We start from the raw sequence: 22,161 nt of genomic DNA on the forward strand, positions 1-22,161 counted from the left end.
ACGATACTTGTTTGCCCGATCGAAACGCCCACCTTTCCATGCCGACCGAACTCGACATCGACGCGATCCTGAAAGCGCTCTCGAACCCCGTGCGCCGGGAGATCCTCGTCTGGCTGAAAACGCCCGGCGAGCATTTTCCGCAGCAGACGCTGCCGTACGAACACGGCGTCTGCGCGGGCCAGATCGACGCGCGCTGCGGGCTGTCGCAGTCGACCGTCTCCGCGCACCTCGCGACGCTGCAGCGCGCGGGGCTCGTGACGTCGACGCGGATCGGCCAGTGGGCGTTCTTCCGTCGCAACGAGGCCGTCATCGACGCATTTCACGACGCCCTGCGCCGCGAACTCTAGCCAACGGCCGAACCGGCCATCCGGGGCGCCGTCGCGCACGACGCGCACGCTTCCCCGCCTTTCGTGAAGAGGTTATCTGCCATGCCCACGTTGTTCGATCCCATTACGCTCGGCGACCTGACCCTGCCGAACCGCATCGTGATGGCGCCGCTCACCCGCTCCCGTGCGGGCGCGGCGCGCGTGCCGAACGCGCTGATGGCGCGCTACTACGCCGAGCGCGCATCGGCCGGCCTGATCATTACCGAAGCGACGTCGGTCACGCCGCAAGGCGTCGGCTATGCCGACACGCCGGGCATCTGGTCCGACGAGCAGGTCGAAGGCTGGAAGCAGATCACGCAGGCCGTGCACGCGGCCGGCGGGCGCATCGTGCTGCAACTCTGGCACGTCGGCCGGATCTCCGATCCGATGTTCCTGGACGGCGAGCTGCCGGTCGCACCGAGCGCGATCGCCGCGGGCGGCACCGTGAGCCTCGTGCGTCCGCCGCGTCCGTTCGTGACGCCGCGTGCACTCGAACTCGACGAAATTCCGGGCATCGTCGCCGCGTACCGCAAGGGCGCCGAGAACGCGAAGGCGGCGGGCTTCGACGGCGTGGAGATCCACGGCGCGAACGGCTACCTGCTCGACCAGTTCCTGCAGGACAGCACCAATCGCCGCACCGACGCATACGGCGGCCCGATCGAGCATCGCGCGCGCCTGCTGCTGGAAGTGGTCGACGCGGCGATCGACGTGTGGGGCGCCGGCCGGGTCGGCGTGCACCTCGCCCCGCGCGGCGACGCGCATACGATGGGCGATTCCGATCCGGCGGCAACGTTCGGTTATGTCGCGCGCGAACTCGGCCGCCGCAAGATCGCGTTCATCTTCACGCGTGAATCGTATTCGGGCGACCAGTTGAGCCCGCGCCTGAAGGAAGCGTTCGGCGGCCCGCTGATCGCGAACGAGCAGTTCACGCTCGACACCGCGCAGGCCGCGCTCGCGAACGGCAGCGCCGACGCGATCGCCTGGGGCAAGCTGTTCATCGCGAACCCGGACCTGCCGCGCCGCCTCGAAATCGGCGCGCCGCTCAACCAGCCGGTTCCGGAGACGTTCTACGCGGAAGGCGAAACGGGCTACACCGACTACCCGGCGCTGAGCGACGCGGCCTGACGGTGGAACGGCGCGGGTTCAGGCGGGCACGTCCGCACGCATGAACACGCGCCGCGTTTCGTCGAGGCCGAGCGCGACGTGGTGCGCGCGGATCGCGCGCAGCGCGTCGTCGAGCGCCGCATCGTCGATGATCCGGAACCCGAGACGCGCGTAGTACGGCGCATTCCACGGCGCATCGCGAAACGTCGACAGCACCACCTGCTCGACGCGCTGCCGCGCCGCGCGCGCGATCACCTGCTCGATGAGACGCACGCCGATCCGCTGCCCGGCATGCGACGGCGCGACATCCAGTTCCTCCAGATACAGCCGCTGCGCATCGAGCAGCCGATAGAACGCGAATCCCACGCACGTGCGTTGCGGACCGACCGCGACGTACGCGCGACCGTCGTCGATCCGCTCGAGCACGGCGGCCGCATCGGTCGGCTCGGCATCGGCGATGTCGGCCATGCCGATCTCGCGAAACCGCTGCGCGGCGGCGACTTCCACGGCGGCCATCGCGGCCGCGTCTTCCCGCGTGGCGGGGCGAATCAGGATCGAGGCAGGCATGACGGCATTTCAGGCAGGCAGTCTTGAACGGCCGTCACTATAATCGAAACTTCATACGTATCGTTTCGAACGATTTCGAACGCCCGATCCACGAGGTCCGTCATGACGCTGTCCGCACTCGCCGTCTTCGCCTTCGCCCTGCTCGTCACCGCCGGCACGCCCGGCCCGAGCGTCGCCGCGCTCGTCGCGCGCGTGCTGACGAACGGCGTGCGCGACGTGCTGCCGTTCCTCGCGGCCATGTGGCTCGGCGAGGCGCTGTGGCTCACGCTCGCGGTCGCGGGGCTGTCCGCGTTCGCGCACACGTTCGCGACCGGCCTGATCGTGCTGAAGCTGCTCGGCGTCGCGTACCTGCTGTTCCTCGCGTGGAAGATGTGGACCGCGCCGACCGGCACGGGCGCGGACGACCTGCCGCGCGGCCAGTCGCCGTGGCGCATGTTCGTCGCCGGGATGCTGGTCACGCTCGGTAATCCGAAAATCATGATCTTCTATCTCGCGCTGCTGCCGACCATCGTCGACCTCACGCACGTCGGCGTCGCCGCATGGGCCGAATTGGTCGGGACGATGCTCGCGGTGTTGATCCTGGCCGACTGCTTCTGGTCGCTGCTCGCGTCCCGGGCACGGGCCTTCCTGACGTCGGCGCGCGCGAAGCGGATCGCGAACCGCACGAGCGCGACCGCGATGGCCGGTGCGGCAGTCGCGATCGCGACGCGGTAGTCGCCGGCGACGCGCCGGCCGCTAACAGCGAAACGCCTTGCGCCACACGCCCCGCTGCGGCGTGTGATCGTTGCATTCGATCAGCGCACGCACCAGCGCCCAGTCGTCGTCATCGCAGAAATCGAGCAGCATCGCGCCGTACGGGCCGGGCTGCTCGCGCAAGCGCTCGGCGAGCCGCGCATGAATGCCCTGCACGCGGCCATCGCCGTGTGCGACCACCGACGGATTCGCGCCCATCCCCGTTCCGCTGCAAAAATTGAGCGCCCAGCGGCCGCTGTCCGGCAGCGGCAGATGCGTCAGCAGCGCGTCGATCGCGCGCCACTTCCACGCGATCGACGCGGCCACCGGCACGCGATACTCGTCCTGGATCACGAACGCGCCGTCCGGATGATCGATCGTGAACGTCGCGTTGTCGGGCCATGCGGTCAGGTCGATCCCGAGCGGCCGGCCGCTGCGGAAACGCCGCAACAGCACGATCGCGCCGCGCACGTCGCCGAGCGCGGGCAGCGTGCCGCCGGCATGCCAGCGCAGCCACGGGTGCCGCGCGCGATGCGCATCGAACGTCGCATCGAAACTGCGTGTGCACGCATGCGCCGGCCACTCGTCCTTCACCGACATCACGATGCATTCGCGCGGATGCGCATCGAGAAAGCGCGTGCAGCTTGCCAGCACGTCGTCGAACGTCATGCCGAGCGCGATGCCGCCGTGATGGATGTCGAACGCATCGCGCACGTGCCGGCAGCGGATGTCGAGCAGCCGCACGCCATGCGCGAGCTGCGCATCGAGCGGCGCACGCTGGGTGCGCACCAGCGAATCGTCGACCGTATACGCACAGGTGTCATGGCTGCCCGGTAGGGTCAGCGTATGCAGCGGCCGCGCGTCGTCGAGCGCGGACATCCAGTCGGCAGGCGGCATGCGCGTATCGTGGCGCGAAGGGATCATGAATCGATGAATGACAAGGAAAGAAAACCATGGGTAACGGCGTCGGATGTCGCGGCGCGGGCCGGCGTCTCGCGCTCGGCAGTGTCGCGCGCGTTCTCGCCGACGGCAAGCATCGCGCCGCAAACGCGCGAACGCGTGATGGTCGCCGCGCGTGCGCTGGGCTACCAGGTCAACCTGATCGCGCGCGACATGATCACGCAGCGCAGCAGCATGATCGGCGTCGTGACGGCCGGGTTCGAGAACCCGTTCCGCGCGCGGCTGCTGTCGGACCTGATGGCCGCGCTCGGGCAGCGCGCGCTCACGCCGCTCGTGACCAATGCGGAAGATCCGCGCCAGGTCCGGCAATCGCTCGAGCAATTGCTCAGCTACCGGATCGCGGGCCTCGTGATGACGTCCGCGTCGCCGCCGCTGTCGGTCGCGCAGCAGTATCTCGAACACCGGATTCCGGTCGTGATGATCAACCGCGAAGCGAACCTGCCGGGCGCTGATGTGGTCGTCAGCGACAACGCGGCGGGCGCCACCCACGCCGCGCAGCGGCTCATGCAGGCCGGCGCGCGCCGCCTCGCGTTCGTCGGGCCGCGCGGCACGAGCTACAGCGCGCGGTCGCGCGCCGCGGCGTTCGAGCAGGCGCTCGGGCCACGCGACGCGTCCGACGCGACGCTCGTATGCGTGCTCGACACGCCGTCCGACACCCACGCCTGCGGAATCGACGCCACGCGGCAACTGTTCGCGACCGGCGAGCGGCCCGACGGCGTGTTCTGCTCGTCCGACCTGCTTGCGCTCGGCGTGATCGACGTCGCGCGCCGCGAATTCGGCTTGCGCGTGCCGGACGACCTGCGCGTGATCGGCTTCGACGATATCCCCGCCGCCGAATACGATGCGTATCGGCTGACGACGCTGCGGCAGGACACGCGCGGCCTCGCGCACGCGGCGATCGACCTGCTCGCCGACCGGATGCAGACGTTCGACGGGCCGTCGCGCACATGTGTCGTGCCGGTCACGCAGGTGGTGCGCGACAGCTGCGCGTAACGACGCACGAACGCGCGCGGCCACGCCACGCGTCACTTCAACCCGCCCGCGAACCCGCGCAACAGGTAGCGCTGCACATAACCGGCCACGGCCAGCGTCGGCAGCGACGCCATCAGCCCCGCGCTCATCAGGTCGCCCCAGTCGATGCCGTTCTCCGTCACATAGCCGGCAATCGCGAGCGGCAGCGTGAAGCGGCTCGGCGTCGACACGAACAGCAGCGCGATCAGGAATTCGTTCCACGCCGCGATGAACACGAAGATCGCGGTCGCGATCAGCCCCGGCGCGCACAGCGGCAGCACGATCTGCACGAGCCGCCGCGCGAGCCCCGCGCCGTCGATGCACGCCGCTTCCTCGTATTCGATCGGCACGTCGCGCACGAACGCGAGCAGCATCCAGATCGCCATCGGCAATGCGTAGATCTGGTACGCGAGCATCAGGCCGAGCGTCGAATCGAGCAGGTGCAGCCGCTTCGCGAGCGCGAATAGCGGCACCGCGATCGTGATCGGTGGCATCAGCTTCAACGCCAGCACGAGCATCAGGAACAGCAGGTCGAGCCGCGCCGGAAACCGCAGCCGCACGAGCGCATACGCGGCCGGAAACGCGAGCGCCAGCGCGAGCAGCGTCGTGCCGAAGCCGACCAGCAGCGAATTGAACAGCGGCGCGCCGATGCCGTTCGACCACACCGACGCAAAATGCGAGAAGGTCGGCGCGGCCGGCCAGATCCGCAACGGATGATCGAAACGTTCGAGCGTCGGCATGAAGGCCGCGCCGGCCATCCACAGGCACGGCAGCAGCAACAGCGCGAGCGCGAGGACGCGCAGCGTCCACGGCGTCGCGTGACCGAATGCGGCGCTCGCTCGTGCGCGCGGGATGCCCGCCGATCGTGTCGTCATGCGCGCCGCTTGCGAACCGTCTGCCATACGTACCCCGAGACCAGCAGCGCGGACGCCGCGAGCATCAGCACCGACGCGGCGCTCGCCGGCCCGACGTTGAAGAAACGGAAGCCCGTGTCGTAGATATAGGTCGACAGCGTCTGCGTCGCATTGCCGGGGCCGCCGCCCGTCAGCGCATAGACCTTGTCGAACAGCTTGAACGTGTCGATCGAGCGCAGCAGCAGCGCGAGGCCGATCTGCGGCGCCGCGAGCGGCAGCGTGACGTCGCGCAGGCACTGCCACTCGCTCGCGCCGTCGGTGCGCGCGGCTTCGTACAGTTCCTGCGGGATCGACTGCAGCCCGGCCAGCACGATCAGGAACGCCATCGGCGTCCACTGCCACACGTCGACGAGCGCGAGCGACCACAGCGCGAGATGCGGATCGGACAGCCAGCGCACGCCTTCGATGCCGAACGCCGCGAGCAGCGCGTTCAGGAAGCCGTCGAAGTTCAGCCAGTTGCGCCAGATCGCCGAGCACACGAGCGTGGACAGCATCATCGGCAGGATCGCGAGCGGCAGCGCGATGCGCCGCCCGGGAAACGCGCGCACGAACAGCAGCGCGAGGCCGAAGCCGAGCGCGACTTCGGCGAGCGACGCAACGATCGTGAAGCGCAGCGTGTTGCCGAAGCCGGCGGTAAACGCGTCGTCGCCGAGCACCGCGCGATAGTTCGCGAGCCCCACGAACGCGCGGCGGCCGGCCGAGTAATCGACCCGGCAGAACGAGTCGAACAGTACCTGCGCGACCGGATACAACGCCAGCGCGGCGAGCACCAGCAGCGCGGGCCCGAGCAGCGCGACGATCGGCAGGCTGCGACCGAACGCTTTCATCCGCGGCCTCCGGTCGTCGGGTCGACGTTGACGCGCGCGGTCACTTGCCGGCCGCGGCCGTCGCCTGCGCGATCTTCTGCTGCGCCTGGCGCAGCGCGGCGTCGGGCGCGGCCTGCCCCGTCAGCGCGAGCTGCAACTGGTCGCCGAGAATGCTCTCGACCTGCTGCCAATCCGTCACGCGCGGCCGCGCACGGCCGGCCTCGAGCGCCTTCAGTTGATCGGGATACCAGCGATACTGGCGCACCAGCGCCGGATCGTTGAACACGCTGCGGCGGGTCGGCGGAATGCCGATGCCGGCGAGGCGCGTCTGCGTATCGCGTGCGGTCAGGTAAGCGAGGAAGTCCTGCGCGAGCTTCGCGTGCGGCGCGTCCTTCGGAATACCCATCTGCCAGATGCCGAGCATCGGGGCCGGGCCCGCGGTCTGCCCCGGCGGCGGCTGCAGCGCGATCTGCCCGACCACGCGCGACTGCTTCGCGTCGTCGAGCGCCGGCACCCACGCGGGCCATACCTCGATCGACTGCGCGGCCGTGCCGCGTTGCAGCGCGTCGCGCACTTCGGCCGCGCCGTACACGTCGACGTCCTTCGGCGCGAACGCCTTCAGCGCGAGGAACGTCTTCAGCGCGGCCTGCGCTTCGCGCGAATCGATCGTCACGTTGCCGGCACGGTCGAACACGTCGCCGCCGTATGCCCACAGGATCGGCAGGAAGCCCGTGACGACCGGGTTGCCCTTCGTGCCGCGGAACACGACGCCCGACACGCTCTTGTCCGCGCCGCCGACGGTCTGTGCGATCTTCAGCACGTCGTCCCAGTTGCGCGGCGGCTGCAGCTTGTACTTCGCGAGCAGGTCCTTGCGATACGCGAACATCTCGACGTTGCCGACGATCGGCAGCGCGTACAGCGCGCCGGCCGCATTGCGGCCGAGCGCGACGGCGGACGGCACGAGATCGGCATCGGCGAGCGATGCGGGCAGCGGCTTCAGCCAGCCGTTGCCGATAAATTCGGGCGCCCACGTATCGTCCATCATCACGAGGTCGTACGCGCCGGTGCCTTCGCGCATCGACAGCTTCAGCTTCTGGTACAGGTTCGCGTTCGGCAGCTTGAGCAGCTCGATCTCGGTGCCCGGATGCAGCTTGGTGAAACCGGCGACGGCGTCGGCGAGCCCCTTGCCGTAGATGTCGTCGCGGCCCGCGATGACGAGATCCGCCGCGAAAGCGTGCGTGGCGGCGAAGGACAGCGCAACGGCGGCGGACAGCGCGCGCAGGCGGCTCAGCAGGGTCATGTGGTCTCTCTCGATCGGCGTATGGAGCGGGTATGGAGCGGAACGGTCATGCGTTGCACACGTGTGCAACGCCGGCGACACGTCGGGTCGCGTGAAGCGTCGCCATTGTTCACGCATACCGTGAAGGTATTGTGGCAACGCGCAAAGCCGGGCGACCTGACGCGCGCGTTCCGTCAATCCGGGTCCATTCAGTCAAGCATACGGACGGTTTTTTTCAAGCATCGCTTTCCAGCAATCGACCGGCGCCGGACCATGCGCGTGAGGGTCGTGCGGCGGCACGCGACCGACGTGCCGCCGCCAGCCGCATCCAGCATCAAAAGTTCACACGAATCCCCCCCATCACCGCCAGTTGCCGGCTCGAATTGCTGTTCGCGAGCACCGGAATCTGCGCATAGTTCGCCGCGTTGCCCGCCGCGTCGGTGCCGAGCCCCGTGCCGCTCGCGATCTGGCCGATCGCGACCGCATACAGCGCGGTGCGCTTCGACAGGCTGTAGTTCGTGCCGACGTTCAGTTGGTGGAAGCGCGTCGTGCCGCGCCCGTCCGTGTGCGCGGCGTTGAAGATGTACGCGACGCCGCCTTGCAGCGCCGGCGTGAACATGTACGTGACGTTCAGCTCGCCGACGTCGAACGTGAACGCGTGCGTGCGCGGCTGCGCGGCGGTCGAGAAATAGCGGCTGTCGCCGAGACGCGTATGCGTATAGGTCAGCGCGACCGTCGCCGCGCCGAACGTGACCGACCCGCCCGCGCCGAACGCGCGCATCGAGCCCGCATCCTGCAGCAGGCAATACATCGCGCCCGGGTTGCTGCACGCGAAATCGCCGATATAGCCGCTCGCGCCGCCGAGCGCCGCGTCGAGCGGTTGATGCAGGTCGAGGTAGCCGACCGAGAACGCCACCGGCGCACGCGTGTACGTCGCGGCCACCGCGTAGCCGCGCTTCGCGGAAAAATCGCCGGCCTGCCCGCCGAAGCTGAACGTGCCGCCGAACGTGAGCCCGTTGAAATCGGCGCTGGTGAACTTCACCGCGTTGTTGAAGTTGAATGCGGCATTCAGGTTGTCGACGTCGCCGAGATGCGAGCCGTACGGCGTCGCCCAGTTGTTGCTCGACACATACGCGCCGAGCATGTCGGTGTACGAGTCGTATTGCCGGCCGAGGCCGAGCGTGCCGATCGAATCCTGGCGCAGCCCGACCCATGCCTGCCGGCTGAACGCCGTGCCGCCTTGCAGCGCCTGCCCGTTCGCGGACAGAAACTGCTGCTCGAGCGAGAACACCGCGCTGAGCCCGCCGCCGAGCGGCTCGACGCCCTGGAAGCCGAAGCGGGACGGCACGAGGTTGCCGCCGCCCATCTGCCATGCATGGCCGCCGCCCGTGCTGCCGTCGGCGCGCGTGAACTGCTGGTTCGTCGAATAGATGATGCCGGTATCCACGGTGCCGTACAGCGTCACGCTGCCGGAGGTTTGCGCGTGTGCGTGCATGCAACCCAGCATGGCCGCGGCTGCGGTCAGTCGTCGTCCGTTCTTCATGTCCCGCCCCTCAATGGTCATCGATTCGCAGTGCCAACCGATGGTGTTGTCGATATGGGTGGCAGGACTTTATCCAGCGAAAATTCCGGACCTCTATCCCAAATCAGCAAATGGTGGAGGGTGCGGCTCGCGACGGCGCCCGGGGGGGTGCCGTCACAATGCGCGTACGTCATGCGGGACGCGTCGTCTGGGAAGGCAACTCGCCGAACAGGTCGCGATACTCGCGCGCGAAATAGCCGAGATGCGTGAAACCCCAGCTCGCGGCGGCTTCGCCGACGCCGAGCTGCTGCACCGGCGTCGTGCGCAGCAGGCGACGCACCGCGTTCAGCCGGATCGTGCGCAGGTAGCCGACCGGCGTGACGTCGGCCACGCGCTGGAAGCTCGTTTGCAGCGTGCGGCGGCTGCAGCGCAGCGCACGGCACAGTTCGAGCACGGTGACGGGTTCTTCGGGCCGCTCGCTCAGATGCTTCTCGCAGCGGCTCACGATATCGCTGTAGGTCGCATGCGTGATGTCGCGACGCTCGACGCCGATGCCCTGTTCGAGCGCGTCGAGGAACATGCCGAGCATCGCGTCGCGAAACATCTTGCGGGTCGCCGCATATTCGAGGCAGCCCGGGTTGCGCTGCGCATCGTCGATCAGCGCCGACAGCCGCACGCCGAGCGCGACGCCCTGCGCGTCGGACAGCCGCGTCACGTGCCGCAGCCTGCGCGCGGCGGCCGCGCCGAATTCGGCTTCGCACAGCTCGTCGATCATGTCGGACGCCGCGCTGATCCCGACGAGCCCCATCCCTTCCGGCGTGTGGAACTCGAAATCCTCGCCGGCGCGCAGCGCGAGCAGCGCATAGCCGTCGACGGGCTGGCCCTGGAACGTACCCGCGAGCGGCACGGACAGCGGCACCGCGAGCGACGTGCGCCCGACCGGCGCAAGCCCGGTTTGCGCAACGCGGCGGTTGGTCGTCTCGCGGAAGAAGTGGAAATCGTCGTACAGCACCTGCGTGACGGTGCCCTTGAAGCGGCCCGGCGTCATCTGACGGTAGACCTGATGCCAGCCCGCGATCGCGAGCCCGTGATCGTGCACGTCTTCGTGTGAGCGGGACTGGAACAGCATCGGCGTCTCCGGTAAAACCCTGGGGTGCTGGATGCGGCCGCCGGGTTCGCACGGCACGCATCGCCACAGCTTACCCTCGCAAATTCCTGCGTAGTGCGGTTTCGAATGCAAGACAGGCCCCCGACAGCGCGGCGGCCTGCGCGTCGATCAGCCTGACATAGCGGCGAAACGACGGCATCCGGTTCACGACCTCGCTGCCGCCGAACGGCACGATCGCGAGCGTCCAGCGGCCGTCGCGCGCGTCGATCGCGCAGTCGGTGAAGTGCAGCGGCCGCAGCGCGTCGGCCAGCGACGGCTCGGCAAGCAGCGCGGCCAGCGTGTCGATGAATACGGGGTCGCATCCGGACATGGGCCCGGCATCGATGCCCGTGCAGCGCAGCCAGCCGGTCTGCCGCACGCGCGCGCTGCCGTGCGCGGCCGGGCCTCGGGCGGCCGCCGTCACCTTCACGCTGACCGTATGCATCAGGAACTGGCGCTCGACGCGCTCGTCGATGCTGACGCGCACGCCGTTCGGCAGCCGCGCCGTGACGCCGCCGACTCCACCCCCGGCACCACCGGCATCGCGCACGGCCCGCAGATCGGCGAGCACGCGCGCGGCGATCACGCCGGGCCGATGGCCAGGCGGCGGCGCATCGGGCACCGCGCGCCACCGGGCGAGCGCGGCCTTCACGATGCGACGTGCTCGTTGCGCAGCACGTCCTCGACCGGCACCGGCCTGAACGGATGCCGGCGCTGCACGACGAGCGTCCAGAACAGCGCGTACAGCGCGGTGAGCCCCAGCATCGCGCCGAACGGCACGTAGATGTCGCGCGCGTTCATGCCGGGCGGCGTGATGTACCAGATCGCGAGCACGATCCCGACGCTCGACACGATCTGCGGCAGCGGGAACAGCGGCGAACGGTACGGCCGCGGCAAGTCCGGCCGGCGGATGCGCAGCATCACGACCGACGCGGTGACGAGCAGGTACGCGGTGCCCCATGCGCAGGTCGCGGCGAGCACGAGATGCAGGATGCTGTCGAGATTGCCGTTGATCAGCCACGCATGGAAGATCGGCACGATCGCCGACGCGACGATACCGACCACCGGCGTCTTGAAACGCGGATGCAGGTACGCGAAGCAGCGCGGCAGCGCGCCGTCGATCGCCATCCCGTACAGGATGCGCGGCAGCCCGGCCATCAGCGTGTTGATCGTCGCGGCGCCCGCGCACAGGAACGCGATGCCGAACCAGATCCGCCCGAACGGCCCGAGCACCTGCAGCGCGAACGCGGGAATCGCGCCCGGCGTGTCGAGCAAATGCGTGAGGCCGTCGGGGCTCACCGGCACGTTCGGGACCTGGCGGCGGATCGCCGCGCCGTACAGGAACATGCAGATCGCGACGCCGACGAGGCCGAGCGCCATCGCGCGCGGGATCGTGCGGCCCGGCGCCTTCATTTCCGGCGCGAGCGGCGTGACGAACTCGCAGCCGACGAACATGAACATCGCCATCCCGACCAGCGACAGCACGGCCGGGATCGACGTGCCGACTTCCGACCCGCCGAACCAGCCGTCGAGATGCACGGCCGGCGCGGCCGCGAGCCCGAGGATCCCGAAGATCATCAGCGACAGCCACATGCCGGCCGTCAGCACGATCTCGAGCTTGCTGAACACCTTGATGCCGATGATGTTGGTGATCGCGAACGTGACCACGAGGCCGACGCCGACGAGCCACGAACTGTTGTGCTTCTCGAACGCGGCGTTCAGCGATTCGAAGTTCACGAGCGCCATGATCCCGCTCAGGATCGTCTCCGCGGTGCCGGCGAACACGTGCACGAGGAAATACGCGGAAATCGTGCCGGTGATCGCCCAGAAGCGGCCGAGCCCGCACGACAGGTAATCGTAAACCGAGCCGGCCGTCGGCAGCATCGCGGCGGCTTCGGAGAACGTGGTGGCCTGCGCCTGCATCATCACGAACGCGATGATCATCGCGACCGCGAACGCCCAGCCGCCCATCCCGAAGCCCGACGTCGCGGTGAGGATCACCGGGCTCGCCATGATGAGCCCGACCGCGCTCGCCAGCGCGGTCGGAAAACCGACCGCCCCGGCCTTCAATGCGGCGCCGCCGCCTGCTTCAGCCGGCGAGCCGGCGGACGTATCGCCCGCGGCGCCGGTCATTCCCGACCATCCCGACATCGTTGTCTCCTTCGTGGGTTGGCCCGAACCGGCGCTTCGTCGGCGGCCGGGGCCAGATGCTGTGCGGTCGGCCCCGGGCGGTGCTTCAGCGCGTCGATTCCCGGGGCCCCTCGTCGATCACGGCGTGATCCGATGTCGAAAAAATACGCAGGCAAAATAATCCGGTCATAGCGCAAATCGGCAAACCCGCGCTGGCGTTTACCCGCCGCCGCGGGCTGGCCGCCATGCGCTCACGCCGTCACGCGAACGGCACGGCCTCGAAGCCGGCCGCGAGCGCGTCGACGATCCGGTCGAGCTGTTCGCGCTGGATCACGAGCGGCGGCGACAGGATGATCTTCGTGCCGACCGGGCGCACCAGCACGCCGTTCTCGCGCGCGACTTCCGCGACCGCATTCGCATAGCCCGACAGCGGATCGATCGGCTCGCGCGTGTCCTTGTTCGCGACGAGATCGAGCGCGAGCATCAGCCCCTTGCCGCGCACCTCGCCGACCGCCGCGAAGCGTTCCGCGAACGACTGCAGCGCTTCGAGCAGATACGCGCCCTGCTTCGCCGCATTCGCCGGCAGGTCTTCCTTCACGACGATGTCGAGGCTCGCGATCGCGGCCGCGCATGCGACCGGGTGGCCGGCGTACGTGTAGCCGTGCATGATCGCGCCGCCGAAATCGGCATTCGCGGCAAACGCGTCCTCGATCCGCGCGTTCACGACCGTCGCGCCGAGCGGCACGTAGCCCGACGAAATCCCCTTCGCGAGACACATGATGTCCGGGCGCACGCCCCAGCCGCGACTGCCGAACAGACTGCCGCTGCGGCCGAAGCCCGTCACGACTTCGTCGGCGATCAGCAGCACGCCGTAGCGGTCGCACACCTCGCGCACCAGCGGCCAGTAATTGGCCGGCGGCACGATCACGCCGCCTGCGCCCTGAATCGGTTCCGCGATGAACGCGGCGACGGTGTCCGGGCTCTGGAACTGGATCTCGCGTTCGAGCATTTCCGCGCAGATCCGGCCGAGTTCCTCCGGGTCCTGCGTGAACGGGTTGCGGTACAGCCACGGCGTCTCGACGTGGAAGCAGCCGGGCAGGTTCGGCTCGTAGTTGCGGCGGAACACCGTATTGCCGTTCACCGACGCGCCGCCGAAATGCGTGCCGTGATACCCCTGCTTCAGCGAGATGAACTTCGTGCGATCGGCCTGGCCGCGCACCTTCCAGTACTGGCGCGCGATCTTCAGCGCGGTCTCGATCGAGTCCGACCCGCCCGAGCTGTACAGCACGCGGCGCATCCCTTCCGGTTCGAGCATGTCGATCAGCTTCTTCGACAGCTCCTCCGCACGCGGATGCGAAATGCCGTCGAACAGCTGGAAGTATTCGAGCTCGTCGAGCTGACGCACGATCGCGTCCTTCACTTCCTGGCGGTTGTGGCCGACGTTCACGTTCCACAGGCCCGCGACGCCGTCGACGAGCTTGCGCCCCTGTTCGTCGAACACGTAGCAGCCGTCGCCGCGCACGATGCGGATCGGCTTGCGCTGTTTCATTTCGTTCGGGTGCAGCATCGGATGCCAGAATTTCGCTTCGTTGTAGCTCATTGCAATCTCCACTGTCGGATCGGTTTTTGCGGTTTTTGGATGGGCCCGCGCGTCAATGCGCGATGCAGACGGATTTGGTTTCGGTGAAGCCTTCGATCGCGTACTGGCCGAATTCGCGGCCGATGCCCGATTGCTTGTAGCCGCCGAACGGCATCGACGGATCGAGCGGGATATGGCAGTTCACCCACACGGTGCCGGCCTCGATCCGCGGCACGAGGTTCATCACGCGTGTCAGGTCGTTGCTCCAGATGCTCGCGGCGAGGCCGTACGGCGACGCATTCGCGAGGCGTATCGCATCGGCCGCGTCGTCGAACGGCACGACGACGATCACCGGGCCGAACACCTCGTCGTGGACGATCGCGCTGTCCGGGTGCGGATCGGCGATCACGGCCGGCTTCACGTAGTAGCCGGGCAAATCGTCGGCCGGCGTGCCGCCCGCGAGGAACGTGAGGCCCGCCCGGCGCGCGCCCTCGATATGCTGGACGACCTTGTCGCGATGGTGCGCGGATACCAGCGGATTGATCTGCGCGGTCGTATCGAGGCCCGCACCGAGCTTCATCGACTGCGCGACGCCGGCGAGCCCGTCCGCGAGTTGCGCGAACTTGCTGCGATGCACATAGATGCGGGACGCGGCCGCGCACACCTGCCCCTGGTTGAAGAACGCGCCGGCGGCGACGCCATCGAGCGCCTGCGCGACGTCGACGTCGTCGAGCATCACGATCGGGTTCTTGCCGCCGAGTTCGAGCGAGAAGCGCGTCATGTTCTGCACGGCCGCCGCGCCAACCAGCTTGCCGGTCGCGGTCGACCCCGTGAACGAGATCTTCGCGATCGACGGGTGGCTCGCGAGCGCCGAACCGCAGACGCGCCCGCCCGTGACCACGTTGAACACGCCGGGCGGCACGCCGGCTTCGCGGGCCAGTTCGGCGAGCCGCAGCGCGGTGAGCGGCGTTTCCGGCGACGGCTTCAGCACGATCGTGCAGCCGGCCGCGAGCGCGGGAATCAGCTTCCACACCGCGATCATCAGCGGGAAATTCCACGGCACGATCGCGGCGACCACGCCGACGGGCTCCTTGCGCGTATAGGCCGTATAGCGCGCGCCGGGCGGGAACGGGATCGACACGTCGAGCGTCTGGCCGGTGATCTTGGTCGCCCAGCCGGCCATGTAGCGCACGTATTCGACGCTCGCGCCGACTTCGACCGCGCGCGACACGTGAATCGACTTGCCCTGGTTCAGTGTTTCGAGTTGCGCGAGCGTTTCGGCGTCGGCTTCGATCAGGTCCGCGAGTTTCAGCAGGATGCGTTCGCGGTCGGCCGGCCGCAGCCCGCTCCACACGCGCGCGTCGAACGCGTGTTTCGCGCTGGCGACCGCGCGGTCGACGTCGTGTTCATCTGCATCGGCGACGGTCGCGAGCCGCTCGCCCGTGGCGGGGTCGTACACGTCGAGCCGGGCAGCCGCGTGCGCGGGCTGCATGGCACCGTCGATGAAGAGGCCGAAGTCGCGCGCAACGAAGGTGCGCACGGTGTCGCTGACGGCGACGAAGTTCGTGTTGCTCATGGGCGTCTCGTTGATTGTCGTGGCTGGACCGCGGGCCGGTGAGGCACGCAGGTGTCGGACCACTGTATCGACGAGGATTCACGCCCGGTGAGCGCAAATTGGCAGCGCGTGATCGGCAAGACGATCGCGCAGCGTGCCGCGCGATCCCGATTACAGGAACAACGCCCCGACCAGCTCCGTGCGATTCGACACGCCGAGCTTGCGGTACATCCGCATCAGGTGCGTCTTGATCGTCGGCGGCCCGAGCGCGAGATCGCGCGCGATCTCCTTGTTCGAGCGGCCGTCGCGCACGAGCCGCGCGATTTGTTCCTCTCGGTAGGTAAGCCGCTCCTCGCAGGCGATCTGATGAATCCCGCGCCGTGCACGCAGCAGCGGGCTCAGCGCGGCTTCAGCGACCGGCTGCAGCCGCGCGAGCGCGTCGATCTCGCCGGGCGCGAACCGTCGTGCGGTGCCGTTGCCGTTCGCATCGCCGATGCCGAAGCGCAGCAGCGAGAACGCGCCGACCGTCCGGCCCGCGTCCCGCAGCCAGATCTCGACGACGTCGGCCACGTCGTGCCGCCGCAGAAAACGGGTCCAGTACGCGGACGCAGCGCGTCGTTCGTCGGGCAGTTGGGACGCGAGCGTGACGACCGCGCATTCGCCCGCCGCGCAGCGCGACGGATGCAGCGGATCGAGCATCCGGTAGCGGGCAATATAGGTGCGGTGCATCGATTCCGGCATCCCGAACAGCTCGAAATCGGCCGGCTCGCCGCTCTGGTCGAGCCGGTAGAACACGATCGCCGACGGGCTCGCGAACGCGTCGAACGCGTCCACGCATGCGCGCAGCGCGCGTCGCCAATCGGCGGGAGCGTGGTCGGTGGGGGCGGACAAGGTAGGCATGGGAATCGGCTGGCGCGCGAATGCATCGAATCTCGACGTCCGGGCCAGCGTACCGACGCCGAAAAGCGCCGGTGAGCACAAATCGGCAATTCGTCCCGGGCCGGCCAGGGCGGCCGGTTCAACCGGGACGATACGGGCGCGCGAAGGGGCGCGCGCCTTGGTTCAGCGCGCGTTCGCGGCGAACGTGTCGCAGGCGCTCACCTCACCCGACTCCATCCCGCGCCGCAGCCAGTACACGCGCTGCTCGCTCGTGCCGTGCGTGAAGCTTTCGGGCACGACGTAGCCTTGCCCTTGCTGCTGCAGCCGGTCGTCGCCGATCGCGGCCGCCGCCTTCAGCCCCTGCTCGAAATCGCCGGGCTCCATCAGCCGCTGGTTCGCGCGCTGCGCGTTGTTCGCCCACACGCCGGCAAAGCAGTCGGCCTGGAGTTCCATCCGTACCGACAGCGCATTCGCACGCGACTGGCTCGACCGCCGGCGCGCGGCGTCGACCTTGTCGGCGATGCCGAGCAGGTTCTGCACGTGGTGGCCGACTTCGTGCGCGATCACGTAGGCCTGCGCGAAATCGCCGCCCGCGCCGAAACGCTTGCGCAGTTCGTCGTAGAAGCCGAGATCGATATACACGTTGCGGTCACCCGGGCAGTAGAACGGCCCCATCGCGGTCTGGCCGGTGCCGCACGCGGTCGGCGTCGAGTTCGTGAACATCACGAGCTTCGGCGGTTGGTACTGTGCGTGCAGTTGCGTGTTGAACACGCCCGTCCACGTGCGTTCGATATTGCCGAGCACCTTGCGCGTAAACACCGCGCCGGGATCGTTCGCCGGCGCGCCCTGATGCTGGGTCGGCGCGGGCTGCGCCTGCTGCTGCCTGCCCTGCAGCGCCGACGCGCCTTCGAGCACGACGCGCGGGTCGATCCCGAAGAAATACGATGCGGCCAGCGCGACCACGATCGTGCCGATGCCGATCGTCGCGCGCCCACCGCCGAACCCGCCGCCGCGTCGATCCTCGACGTTGGCGCTTTCTCTTTCGTCGTCCAGCCTCATTGCCGGCCCCTCCCTGTTCTTGTCGATGGTCCGGCCGCGCCAGCGCGCAACCGGGCGATACGCCGTGGCGACACGAGCCGTCGGCGGACGCGATACCTGCGCTTCGGGCGCCCGGCCGCACCGATCCGGCCTGCCGCGCCATTGCCGGCCGCGCCCTTGCTGGCCGCGCCATTCGTACGACGGAATCGACCGCCGACGCGCCGCGCGTCGTTGCACGCGCCCGCTCACGCTATTTTGCCGGGCTTTCGCGGCTTATCGCAAAAATGTGGAGGATAGAGCGATTCGGCGGCGGACATCGTCAGCCTTTGCAAAATGGGCCTCGGCCGGCTGGGCTCGGCCGTCCGGACGGCCCGCGTTCATCCTTTCGGCGGATACCGGCGCGCGCCGGCGCCGCCTAAAGTGGCTGGAACGCATCTTCCCGGAGACCCACATGACGCACCCGCCACCCCGCACGATCGCGATTACCGGCGCAGGCACCGGCATCGGCGCCGCGTGCGCGCGCCGCTTTGCCCGCCGTGGCGACCGCGTCGTGCTGATCGGTCGCCGTCCGGCACCGCTCGACGCACTGGCTGCCGAAACGGGCGGGCTCGCGCTGGCCGGCGACGCCGCCAGCCCCGCCGACTGGGCCGGCTTCCTGCCGCGCATCGCCGAACGCTTCGGCCGCGTCGACGCGCTCGTCGCATGCGCGGGCGGCCATGGCATCGGCCGCGCGGGCGAAACCGACGACGCGCAGTGGCGCGACGCGATGCACGCGAACCTCGATACCGCATTCGTCAGCGCACGCGCATGCCTGCCCGACCTGATCGCGCAGCGCGGCAATATCGTGCTGGTCGCGTCGATCGCCGCGCTCGCGGCCGGGCCCGGCGTATGCGGCTACACGGTCGGCAAGCACGCGCTGCTCGGGCTGGCGCGATCGCTCGCACGCGACTACGGCCCGCACGGCGTGCGCGCGAACGCCGTCTGCCCGGGCTGGGTCCGCACGCCGATGGCCGATGCGGAAATGGAACCGCTGATGGCCGCGCACGGCGATTCGCTCGACGATGCGTACGCCCGCGTGAGCGCCGACGTGCCGCTGCGGCGCGCGGCCGATCCCGACGAGATCGCGGCCGTCTGCGCGTTCCTAGCGTCGCCGGACGCGTCGTTCGTGACCGGCGCGACGCTCGTCGCGGACGGCGGCGCGATGGTCGTCGACGTGCCGACGCTCGCGTTCGACCGGCTTTGACGCCACCCGAAGGCGTCACGCGTGCCTGCCCGCTTCCGAATCCATTAACATCGTCCCGATCCGCCGCCTGGCGCGGCACCGCCTCACCGTTCGGGATTCGATGAACATCCGGTTTCTGGAAACCTTCGTCTGGCTCGCGAAGCTCGAAAACTTCCGGCTCACGGCCGAGAAACTGCACACGACGCAGGCCGCCGTGTCGAGCCGCATCGCCTCGCTCGAGGAAGCATTCGACGTGCGCCTGTTCGACCGCAACACGCGCTCGGCCACGCTCACGCCCGCGGGCCGGCGCATGCTGGCCTACGCGGAGCGGATCGTGCGGCTCGACGGCGAAATGCGGCGCGACATCGATGCGGCGAGCGACGCCGGCCTGATCCGGATCGGCGTGATCGAATCGATCGTGCACAGCTGGTTCCCCGCGCTGATGGCGCAACTGCGCGAGCGCTATCCGCGCCTCGACGTCGAGATCACGAGCGACACGACGCTGCACCTGATCCGGCTGCTCAGCACCGACGGCGTCGACCTGATCCTGCAGACCGATCCGGTGCCGGGCCCGGACTTCACGAACCTGCCGCTGGGCGAATTCCCGGTGCGCTGGGCCGCGAGCCCGCGCCTCGGGCTCGGCGGCCAGCCGCTCGACGTCGCGCGCCTGGCCGGGTTTCCGATCATCAGCTTCTCGCGCCACTCGGCGCCGCACGCGACGATCGAGCGGCTGTTCGCGGCGGTCGAACGGCCGGCCAGCATCAACTGCATCACGTCGGTCGCCGCGATGATCCGCCTCGTCGCCGACGGGCTCGGCGTGGCTGCGCTGCCGCCTGCGATCATCGGGCGCGAACTGCACGAAGGCACGCTCGAACTGCTCGACGTCGAACCGGAATTCCCGGCGCTGCCGCTCGTCGCGACGTACCGCAGCCAGGGGCTGCCGGTCGCCGCGCGCATCGCGGAACTCGCGAGCGAAGTCGCGCGTGCGACGGCGGCTGCCGCGAACCTCGCGAAGCCGGCCGCCGCCGATCGCGTCGACGCAACGCCCGCGCGCAGCGCAACCGCGACAAAGACGACTACGCGTGCGAAAACGAAGCCGAAGCGCACGACGAAAGCCGCCTCGTCTGCCGCGCCCGCTGCAAAACGCCCTCCGCGCCGCTCATAAGAAAACCTGTTCACCGCGAATTTGTTTTCTTGTTGGACGGGCGCGGGCCCTCTTCGGGACACTGGGGTTCCTGACATCCCCGTCACGAGGAACCCCGCGATGACCCGCCTTTCCCTTCCGCACGGCCAACTCTGCGTCTGGACGGATATCGACCCCGCGCACGAAGCCGATTTCAACGCGTGGTACGACCGCGAGCACATGCAGGAGCGTGTCGCGATTCCCGGCTTCACGCATGCGCGGCGGTTTCGCGCGACCGACGGCGGTCCGCGCCGATACCTCGCGCTGTATGTGACGGACGCGCTCGACGTGTTCCACGGCGATGCGTACCGGCGCGCATTCACGCAGCAGACCGCGTGGTCGCTCGCGAACTTCGAACGCATGACGGGCACGCAGCGGCGCGTCGGCGAGCTGACGATCGAGGCCGGCGACGGCGAAGGCGCGCATCTCGCGCTGTTCCTGCTGCCGCCGGATCGCATCGACGTGCCGCAACTGCGCGAGCGTTTCGACGCTGCGCTGCAAGAACCGGGCATCCACGCCGCGCGGCTCTTCCGCACGTCACCGGACCTGTCCGCGCCGATCGGCGCCGCGGCAGCCGCCCGTCCGGCAGCCGATGCGCTGGTGCTGATCGAAGGCAGCGACGCAGCCGCCACGCGCCGCGTGGCCGCCACGCTCGCCGCACACGACGACGTGCGCACCTTCGACCTGCTGTGGCGCGCCGCCGCACCGCTGCCCGCCCGGCGACGCGAAACCGAACCGGCCGCCGCTGCCGCGCTGCCAGCCTGAACGCTCGACGCCGACACCCACGCCGGCCCCGCGCTTCACCCCGTCACCCGTCACGACCTGCCCGATACCATGAGCACTCTCGCCCAGCCCGCCGCCCACGCGCCCCGCCGTGTCCGCAACAGCCGACTCGCGACCGCGAGCATGATCGGCACGTCGCTCGAGTGGTACGACTTCACGATCTACAACACGCTCGCCGCGCTCGTTTTCAACCACCTGTTCTTCCCGTCGGTCGATCCGCTGGCCGGCACGATCCTCGCATTCTCGACCTATGCGGTCGGCTACGTGTCGCGCCCGCTCGGCGGCTTCGTGTTCGGCAACCTTGGCGACCGCATCGGCCGCCGCGCGGTGCTGATGCTCACGCTCGTGCTGATGGGCGTGACGACCGCGCTGATGGGCGCGCTGCCGACCTATGCGCAGGCCGGCATCCTGAGCCCGATCCTGCTCGTCGCGCTGCGTTTCGTGCAGGGCGTCGCGCTCGGCGGCGAATGGGCCGGCGCGGTGCTGCTGTCGGTCGAGCACGGCGACCAGAAACGACGCGGGCTGTCCGCGTCGTGGACGCAGATCGGCCCGTCGTTCGGCACGCTGCTCGGCACCGGCTGCATCGCGCTCGTCACGCTGTCGACCACGTCCGACAATTTCCTGTCGTGGGGCTGGCGCGTGCCGTTCGCGGCCAGCGCGCTGCTCGTCGCGTTCGGCTTCTGGGTGCGTCGCGGCGTCGACGAAACGCCGCAGTTCGAGCAGCTCGCCGAATCGCACGCGACCGCCGAAGTGCCCGTCGCCGACGTGCTGAAGTACCACTGGAAGCGCCTGCTGATCGCGGGCGGCTCGCGAATCGGTTCGGATGTGCTGTATGCGCTGATCGTCGTGTTCACGCTGACCTACGTGACGACCGTGCTGCACCTGTCGCGCCCCGTCGCGCTGACGGCCGTGATGATCGGCACCGCGTGCAACGCGCTCGCGGTGCCGTTCTTCGGCGCGCTGTCGGATCGTTTCGGCCGCCGGCCCGTGTATCTCGTCGGCGCAATGGCCGGGATCGTGTGGGCGTTCGTGTTTTTCACGCTGCTCGATTCGGCGCGCCCGGCGGCGATCGTCGCGGCCGTCGCGATCGGCCTCGTGATCCATGCGGTGATGTACGGCCCGCAGGGCGCATTCGTGACCGAACAGTTCCCGACGCGCGTGCGCTATGCGGGTTCGTCGCTCGCGTACACGCTCGCCGGCATCGTCGGCGGCGGCTTCGCGCCGCTCGTGATCGCCGCGCTGTTCCGGCAGACGGGGACGACGACCGCCGTGTCGCTGTACGTCACCGCCGCGCTCGTCGTCACGTCGATCGCGCTCGTCGCCGCGCGCGAGACCGCGCACCGGCCGCTCGAAGATTGAGCGTCGCCGCGAGCCGAATCGTTCCT

Annotated in this window: 21 protein-coding genes; 8 read left to right on the plus strand and 13 right to left on the minus strand. The window is 69.1% G+C overall.

Annotation, left to right across the window (positions count from 1 at the left end; genetic code table 11):
* Positions 1-38 precede the first annotated feature (38 nt).
* Both GJG85_RS20730 and GJG85_RS20735 read left to right on the plus strand, forming a co-directional pair.
* Positions 39-347: a helix-turn-helix transcriptional regulator gene (locus GJG85_RS20730; RefSeq protein WP_050017453.1), complete on the plus strand. Its 309-nt coding sequence runs from the start codon at positions 39-41 to the stop codon at positions 345-347.
* An 81-nt stretch (positions 348-428) separates the two neighbouring features.
* Positions 429-1,490, plus strand: a complete 1,062-nt coding sequence (locus tag GJG85_RS20735) for an alkene reductase (protein WP_204384360.1) — start codon at positions 429-431, stop codon at positions 1,488-1,490.
* An 18-nt stretch (positions 1,491-1,508) separates the two neighbouring features.
* Here GJG85_RS20735 and GJG85_RS20740 read toward each other — a convergent pair whose 3' ends face one another.
* Positions 1,509-2,036, minus strand: coding sequence for a GNAT family N-acetyltransferase (locus tag GJG85_RS20740; protein ID WP_204384362.1), 528 nt, complete (start codon positions 2,034-2,036; stop codon positions 1,509-1,511).
* Between the two features lie 102 nt (positions 2,037-2,138).
* Between GJG85_RS20740 and GJG85_RS20745 the strand changes: the two genes are divergently transcribed.
* Positions 2,139-2,750, plus strand: a complete 612-nt coding sequence (locus GJG85_RS20745) for a LysE family translocator (RefSeq protein WP_050017450.1) — start codon at positions 2,139-2,141, stop codon at positions 2,748-2,750.
* 21 nt (positions 2,751-2,771) lie between these two features.
* Here the strand turns inward: GJG85_RS20745 and GJG85_RS20750 are convergent, their stop codons facing one another.
* On the minus strand, positions 2,772-3,692 hold the full coding sequence (locus GJG85_RS20750; RefSeq protein ID WP_176015809.1) for a phosphatidylinositol-specific phospholipase C: 921 nt from the start codon (positions 3,690-3,692) through the stop codon (positions 2,772-2,774).
* Between the two features lie 6 nt (positions 3,693-3,698).
* On the opposite strand from GJG85_RS20750, the gene GJG85_RS20755 reads away from it, so the two are divergent.
* Positions 3,699-4,721 carry a LacI family DNA-binding transcriptional regulator gene (locus GJG85_RS20755; RefSeq protein WP_050017448.1) on the plus strand — a complete coding sequence of 341 codons (1,023 nt, stop codon included), beginning with the start codon at positions 3,699-3,701 and terminating at the stop codon, positions 4,719-4,721.
* A 32-nt stretch (positions 4,722-4,753) separates the two neighbouring features.
* Here GJG85_RS20755 and GJG85_RS20760 read toward each other — a convergent pair whose 3' ends face one another.
* From GJG85_RS20760 to GJG85_RS20810, 11 genes are all read right to left on the minus strand, one after another.
* Positions 4,754-5,614 carry a carbohydrate ABC transporter permease gene (locus GJG85_RS20760; RefSeq protein WP_124630721.1) on the minus strand — a complete coding sequence of 287 codons (861 nt, stop codon included), beginning with the start codon at positions 5,612-5,614 and terminating at the stop codon, positions 4,754-4,756.
* Entirely contained in the window at positions 5,611-6,480 is an 870-nt protein-coding gene (locus GJG85_RS20765; protein WP_089489523.1) for a sugar ABC transporter permease, read from the minus strand. The genes GJG85_RS20760 and GJG85_RS20765 overlap by 4 nt, the downstream gene beginning before the upstream one ends.
* 40 nt (positions 6,481-6,520) lie before the next feature.
* A complete protein-coding gene (locus GJG85_RS20770; RefSeq protein ID WP_089489524.1) occupies positions 6,521-7,759 on the minus strand; it encodes an ABC transporter substrate-binding protein in 1,239 nt (412 codons plus the stop codon).
* Positions 7,760-8,072: 313 nt separating this feature from the next.
* The gene (locus GJG85_RS20775; RefSeq protein ID WP_089489525.1) at positions 8,073-9,281 is read right to left on the minus strand and encodes a porin; all 1,209 of its coding nucleotides are present in this window, start codon (positions 9,279-9,281) and stop codon (positions 8,073-8,075) included.
* A 169-nt stretch (positions 9,282-9,450) separates the two neighbouring features.
* A complete protein-coding gene (locus GJG85_RS20780) occupies positions 9,451-10,389 on the minus strand; it encodes a helix-turn-helix domain-containing protein (RefSeq protein ID WP_204384364.1) in 939 nt (312 codons plus the stop codon).
* A 70-nt stretch (positions 10,390-10,459) separates the two neighbouring features.
* On the minus strand, positions 10,460-11,059 hold the full coding sequence (locus GJG85_RS20785) for a DUF3156 family protein (RefSeq protein ID WP_050017443.1): 600 nt from the start codon (positions 11,057-11,059) through the stop codon (positions 10,460-10,462).
* Complete coding sequence (locus GJG85_RS20790; protein ID WP_089489526.1) at positions 11,056-12,558, minus strand: APC family permease; 1,503 nt, start codon at positions 12,556-12,558, stop codon at positions 11,056-11,058. The genes GJG85_RS20785 and GJG85_RS20790 overlap by 4 nt, the downstream gene beginning before the upstream one ends.
* A gap of 238 nt (positions 12,559-12,796) precedes the next feature.
* Positions 12,797-14,137: an aspartate aminotransferase family protein gene (locus tag GJG85_RS20795; protein WP_050017441.1), complete on the minus strand. Its 1,341-nt coding sequence runs from the start codon at positions 14,135-14,137 to the stop codon at positions 12,797-12,799.
* A gap of 52 nt (positions 14,138-14,189) precedes the next feature.
* Positions 14,190-15,692, minus strand: coding sequence for an aldehyde dehydrogenase family protein (locus GJG85_RS20800; protein WP_050017440.1), 1,503 nt, complete (start codon positions 15,690-15,692; stop codon positions 14,190-14,192).
* Between the two features lie 150 nt (positions 15,693-15,842).
* Positions 15,843-16,571: a LuxR C-terminal-related transcriptional regulator gene (locus GJG85_RS20805; protein ID WP_124555969.1), complete on the minus strand. Its 729-nt coding sequence runs from the start codon at positions 16,569-16,571 to the stop codon at positions 15,843-15,845.
* Positions 16,572-16,733: 162 nt separating this feature from the next.
* Positions 16,734-17,609: a neutral zinc metallopeptidase gene (locus GJG85_RS20810; RefSeq protein WP_050017439.1), complete on the minus strand. Its 876-nt coding sequence runs from the start codon at positions 17,607-17,609 to the stop codon at positions 16,734-16,736.
* Between the two features lie 430 nt (positions 17,610-18,039).
* On the opposite strand from GJG85_RS20810, the gene GJG85_RS20815 reads away from it, so the two are divergent.
* The 4 genes from GJG85_RS20815 (at position 18,040) to GJG85_RS20830 (ending at position 22,135) form a co-directional block, all read left to right on the plus strand.
* Positions 18,040-18,831 carry an SDR family oxidoreductase gene (locus tag GJG85_RS20815; RefSeq protein ID WP_050017506.1) on the plus strand — a complete coding sequence of 264 codons (792 nt, stop codon included), beginning with the start codon at positions 18,040-18,042 and terminating at the stop codon, positions 18,829-18,831.
* 100 nt (positions 18,832-18,931) lie between these two features.
* A complete protein-coding gene (locus GJG85_RS20820; RefSeq protein ID WP_050017438.1) occupies positions 18,932-19,975 on the plus strand; it encodes a LysR family transcriptional regulator in 1,044 nt (347 codons plus the stop codon).
* Between the two features lie 99 nt (positions 19,976-20,074).
* Complete coding sequence (locus GJG85_RS20825; protein ID WP_204384365.1) at positions 20,075-20,758, plus strand: DUF4286 family protein; 684 nt, start codon at positions 20,075-20,077, stop codon at positions 20,756-20,758.
* A gap of 57 nt (positions 20,759-20,815) precedes the next feature.
* Positions 20,816-22,135, plus strand: coding sequence for an MFS transporter (locus tag GJG85_RS20830; RefSeq protein WP_089489528.1), 1,320 nt, complete (start codon positions 20,816-20,818; stop codon positions 22,133-22,135).
* Positions 22,136-22,161: the final 26 nt, after the last annotated feature.

The organism is Burkholderia sp. MS389, assembly GCF_016899425.1.
Classification (GTDB): Bacteria; Pseudomonadota; Gammaproteobacteria; order Burkholderiales; family Burkholderiaceae; genus Burkholderia; species Burkholderia sola.